We start from the raw sequence: 4,828 nt of genomic DNA, 5'->3' as shown, positions 1-4,828 counted from the left end.
AAAAGAAGAAGTCCAATCCACTAAGAAAGGCTTTTTTGCTCGTTTATTTGGAGGATAATCAAGGAGCTGTTTAGGTTACATGCTAACCTGATGGCTTCTTTTATTTCTAATCTAAATAGTATAGTTGCTCAAGTAATACTCAATGAAAATCAAATAGCAAACTAGAAAGCTAGCCGTAGGTTGCTCAAAGCACTGCTTTGAGGTTGTAGATAAGACTGACGGAGTCAGTCACATATATAATCCAAGGCGACGCTGACGTAGTTTGAAGAGATTTTCGAAGAGTATTAACTAATTTCTTCTTACCAATTCCACCATATCATAAGGCAGGGTATTGGCAGCTTCCTTCAAGGAATAGCTCTCTAAGTTATTGACATTTTGTCGTAATTTCTTGGCATACTTGGTCGTAATCAATCGTTTCTCTTCATATTCAAAAATCAACTTTCGCTCCAAATAATAGCCTCTCAGCATTTCATCGATATTGTTAGGCTTAACGCGATTGATAACCCGTTCAACAAAGGCACCACTGCTGATAATAGCTGTTTCACGAAGACGAGACTCCTGCATAAAACTAATCAAAGAGCGTCTATAGACTCCCTTCAGGTTTTCCAAACTTTCAATAATCATCTCTGTATTGGCAAGATAGAGCTCTGCAATTTGGTCATAATCAAGAGCACGGAGACGGCTTTGCTCCTTGTCCTTCCAGCTACGGAAGGTCTTTCCAAGAGTAAAAACTTCATGAAGGAGAAAACGTAAAATCCGCAAAGAAACAAGGAAATAATAGGTCAATCGTGAAGCAAACTTGCGATTGATACTTTGTTCCATGTTTTTCAAATATCGTTGGTAAACTCGATAAGCACGCTCACTCATCTTGTCCTCTTCGTAAGCCTGTTCTAAACCATCACTTTCAATACTGAGGATGAGAAGTTTCAAGGCCTCCCAGTCCTCTTGTTCACCCTTATTTTCTTGACTCAGGATGAGATTTTCAATACGTCCATGATAATTGTCAATAGCCGCATAGAGGGGAAGTTTATTTTTGGTGTCTTCCAACTCTTTTTCCAACTCTAGCGTCACTTCATTTAAAATGGCGATATGCATGAGATAGTCCTTACTTTCTTCCTGTTCATCAGAAAGATGAGGCAAGACCACGAGGCCTGTTAAAAAGCTGACAAGCGTCACACCTGCGACAAGGAAAAGCAAGAGAGGATACTCCTGCTCTAAATTACTTGGTATCAGAAGGATTGTAGCAATCGATACCGTTCCCTTGACGCCTGAGAAGGTCAAGAGAAGCATGTCCTTCATATACTTATTTAGCTTTTTCTTGAGGCGTCGGGTCCTATAGGCATAATAGCTATAGATCATGACAAAACGAATAGCAAAGAGGACAAAGGTAAGGGCTATAAGAGATAGCAGCAAAAGTAGAGGATTATAGATTGGATTGGTTAAGATAGGCTCTGCTATCATTTCCAGCTCCATCCCTAAAATCACAAAGACAGAACCGTTGAGCATAAAGTTCACTGTGTGCCAGACCGTCTCGGTCACCGTATCCACTTGGGCTTCGAGGAGCGTGATTTTCTTAAAACGGCTTGCCTTTAAAATCCCAGCAACTACAACGGCAATAATCCCTGAAACATGGACTTCTTCTGCCAGAAAGAAGGTCACCAGGGGCAAACTCAATTCTAGTAAAAGTTCGCTGGCAATATCCGTTGCGCGCACACTTAGCAAGAAAGTATGGAGAAAGCGATTAGTCATGGCTGTTAAAAAGCCAATCAAAAAACCGCCTAGAATTGAAAAGATGAGCGAACTACTTGCTTGCCCAAGGGAAAAGGCTCCAGTTGTCCAAGCTGTCAAAGCTACCTGAAAGGCAACCAAGCCAGAAGCATCATTCAAGAGTCCTTCACCCTTAAGGATATTGGACACGCGCTTAGGAAAGCTAAACCGCTCCGAAAGAGAGGCAAAGGCAACCAAGTCCGTAGGGCCAAGTGCCGCCCCAACAGCCAAGCAAGCTGCCAAGGGAAGGCTGAGCCAAAGAAGATGGGCCAAGCCACCCAAACTCAGGGTCGAGATAAAAATCACTGGAAATATGAGATAGACAATAATTCGCCAGTGTTTTAAAATAGCTGTAATATCCGCTTCTTCGGACTCTCGGAAAAGCAAGGGCCCGATAACCAGTGCCAAAAACAACTCCGTATTAAGATGAAAGTCGGTATTGGGTAAAAAGAGACCAATCACAATTCCCAAAAGAATCTGCACCAAAGGGAGAGGCAAAAAGGGCAGGAGCTTATTGGTTGTACTTGAGACAATCAAGACCAGTAAAAATAGGATGAGGTAAATCAGTAATTCCACGCACGTCCTCCTTACTCTTTTTTACAACAGGATTCAAAAATCTCCTTCTGCTCTTTGATTTTTTGGTCAATCTTGGAACAATCTTTATGCTCAATTTTTCTCTGGCACCGTTCCATCTCAAGAGCAACTAATTTTTTCTTGATTTTAAGCATTTTTTTGCTCATATGCGCTTGGTCTAACACACCCACCGCTCGTTCGTGGTGGGTTGATTCAACAAAATTCTGGCGCATGGCATCCAGCTTTTCACGTAGGTATTGTTTATCCATGTCTATATCTCTCTAGTTTTTCAATCATTACTAAAAATGGTGGGTTGTTGACTTGGTTTAAAGTTCGGTAAATGGCAGCTGTGTACTCTTGTTGGTTCAACTGACTGACAAAATCCAAGACAGCATCCCTCTCGAGGTCGCCTCCTTCATGACCATAGTAGATCATAATGGCAATTCGTCCACCTTTGACAAGCAAATGACACAGCTTTTCTAATGCTTCAATAGTTGTCTGAGGTCGGGTGATGACAGACTTATCAGCCGACGGCAGATAACCCAGATTAAAAATCCCTGCCTTGACTTCTGTCACAAACTGGTCCAGTGTCTCATGGCCTTGCAAGATTAACTGGGCATTTGTCATTCCAGCTTGATTCAAACGCTCTTGCGTCTTTTCCAAGGCTTGTTCCTGAATATCAAAGGCATAGACTTGCTTGGCTAGTTTGGCTAGAAAAAGGGTGTCGTGACCATTTCCCATAGTCGCATCCACTACGACATCCTCTTTTGTCACGACCTCAGCCAAAAAGTCATGTGCCATCTCAAGTGGTCTTTTCATTTTCAAACTCCTATTTTACAGCCTTGCATCCTTGAACGCTTCCACGACGTCGCATCTCCATCTCAATACTATTAAGGACTTCCCATTTATTGAGGCTCCACATAGGCCCAATCAGCATATCTCTAGGTGCATCTCCTGTGATTCGATGGATGACGATATGCTTGGGAATGATTTCCAATTGGTCACAGATGACCTTGATATATTCGTCCTGACTCATCAATTGCAAACGCCCCTCGTGATAATCCCGTTGCATACGTGTATTGGTCATCAGGTGAAGCAAGTGTAGTTTAATCCCTTGAATATCGTTATCCGTAACACAGCGGCGAACATTTTCAATCATCATCTCATGGGTTTCACCAGGAAGTCCATTAATCAGATGGGAAACAATCTCAATCTTGGGATACTTTCTCAAACGCTTGACCGTTTCCACGTACAATTCATAAGAGTGAGCGCGGTTAATCAGGTCAGAGGTTGTTTCATAAGTAGTCTGCAAGCCCAATTCAACCGTCACATGCATGCGCTCAGATAATTCAGCCAAATATTCGATAGTTTCGTCTGGTAAACAGTCTGGGCGCGTTCCAATATTGATTCCTACTACACCTGGCTCATTGATAGCCTGCTCATAGCGCTCTCGAATGACTTCCACCTTTTCATGGGTGTTGGTAAAATTTTGAAAATAAACTAGATACTTCTGAACATCTGGCCACTTGCGGTGCATAAAGTCAATTTCCTTATAAAATTGCTCACGGATAGGCGCATCCGGTGCTACGATAGCATCTCCAGAACCTGAAACTGTACAAAAAGTACAGCCTCCATGAGCCACAGTTCCATCACGATTGGGACAGTCAAATCCCGCATCAATAGGGACTTTAAAGGTCTTTTCTCCAAAGAGTTTTCGATAATAATCATTCAAGGTGTTATAAGATTTCATAACCTTCATTATAACAAAAAACACTCACAATCTCAAAAGCCTGACTTTCCTATAAATTCCTCTGTTTCTCGTTTCCATTAGCCATTTTTTATGATACAATATGGGTATGATTTTAATGAAATTAGCATCTATTTTATTATTGATACTGACTTTAGTCGTCTGCATTATCATAACCAAACTTTTTAGATTAAAAAAACTAGGACGAAACTTTGCGGATTTGGCTTTTCCAGTCTTGGTATTTGAGTACTACCTAATCACAGCTAAAACCTTTACCCATAATTTCCTCCCTAGACTGGGCCTAGCCCTCTCAGTCCTAGCTATTATTCTCGTTTTTTTCTTTCTTTTGAAAAAACGCAGCTTTTACTATCCTAAATTCATCAAATTCTTCTGGCGTGCAGGATTCTTATTAACCCTTGTCATGTATATTGAGATGATTGTTGAATTGATGGCTCAGAAATAAAAAACTAAATCGAAAACACCTCAATCAAACTGAAATACAGTGATTGAAGTGTTTTTTCTTTATATATTTTTTAATAATTCTTATACTCAATGAAAATCAAAAAGCAAACTAGGAAGCTAGCCGCAGGTTGCTCAAAGCACTGCTTTGAGGTTGTAGATAGAACTGACGAAGTCAGCTCAAAACACTGTTTTGAGGTTGTGGATAGAACTGACGAAGTCAGTAACCATACCTACGGCAAGGCGACGTTGACGTGGTTTGAAGAGATTTTCGAAGAGTAT

5 protein-coding genes are annotated in these 4,828 nt (G+C 41.1%); 1 reads left to right on the top strand and 4 read right to left on the bottom strand.

Annotated elements, in window-relative coordinates:
• Nucleotides 1-288 precede the first annotated feature (288 nt).
• Genes HT730_RS06310 through HT730_RS06295 form a run of 4 tightly spaced genes read right to left on the bottom strand, consistent with a single transcriptional unit; the run spans nucleotide 289 to nucleotide 4,099 of the window.
• Nucleotides 289-2,343, bottom strand: a complete 2,055-nt coding sequence (locus HT730_RS06310; protein WP_173307123.1) for a cation:proton antiporter — start codon at nucleotides 2,341-2,343, stop codon at nucleotides 289-291.
• Nucleotides 2,344-2,354: 11 nt separating this feature from the next.
• Entirely contained in the window at nucleotides 2,355-2,609 is a 255-nt protein-coding gene (locus tag HT730_RS06305; RefSeq protein WP_049521301.1) for a hypothetical protein, read from the bottom strand.
• Nucleotides 2,602-3,159, bottom strand: coding sequence for a class I SAM-dependent methyltransferase (locus HT730_RS06300; protein WP_173307122.1), 558 nt, complete (start codon nucleotides 3,157-3,159; stop codon nucleotides 2,602-2,604). Before HT730_RS06300 ends, HT730_RS06305 begins: the two co-directional genes overlap by 8 nt.
• Nucleotides 3,160-3,169: 10 nt before the next feature.
• The gene (locus HT730_RS06295; RefSeq protein WP_173307124.1) at nucleotides 3,170-4,099 is read right to left on the bottom strand and encodes a TIGR01212 family radical SAM protein; all 930 of its coding nucleotides are present in this window, start codon (nucleotides 4,097-4,099) and stop codon (nucleotides 3,170-3,172) included.
• Nucleotides 4,100-4,190: 91 nt separating this feature from the next.
• On the opposite strand from HT730_RS06295, the gene HT730_RS06290 reads away from it, so the two are divergent.
• Nucleotides 4,191-4,550: a DUF3397 domain-containing protein gene (locus HT730_RS06290; protein WP_023945634.1), complete on the top strand. Its 360-nt coding sequence runs from the start codon at nucleotides 4,191-4,193 to the stop codon at nucleotides 4,548-4,550.
• The last annotated feature ends 278 nt before the right edge of the window (nucleotides 4,551-4,828 follow it).

The sequence above is a fragment of the Streptococcus sp. k-628 genome, assembly GCF_013277475.1.
Lineage (GTDB): Bacteria > Bacillota > Bacilli > Lactobacillales > Streptococcaceae > Streptococcus.
The sequence above is the reverse complement of the archived record's forward strand: the minus strand, read 5'-3'. Positions and strand labels throughout refer to the sequence as shown.

What these genes read in the sequence shown, in the direction of transcription:
- HT730_RS06290 (WP_023945634.1), top strand. Translation starts at nt 4,191, where the DNA reads ATGGGTATGATTTTAATGAAATTAGCATCTATTTTATTATTGATACTG.
- HT730_RS06300 (WP_173307122.1), bottom strand. Translation starts at nt 3,159, where the DNA reads ATGAAAAGACCACTTGAGATGGCACATGACTTTTTGGCTGAGGTCGTG.
- HT730_RS06295 (WP_173307124.1), bottom strand. Translation starts at nt 4,099, where the DNA reads ATGAAGGTTATGAAATCTTATAACACCTTGAATGATTATTATCGAAAA.
- HT730_RS06305 (WP_049521301.1), bottom strand. Translation starts at nt 2,609, where the DNA reads ATGGATAAACAATACCTACGTGAAAAGCTGGATGCCATGCGCCAGAAT.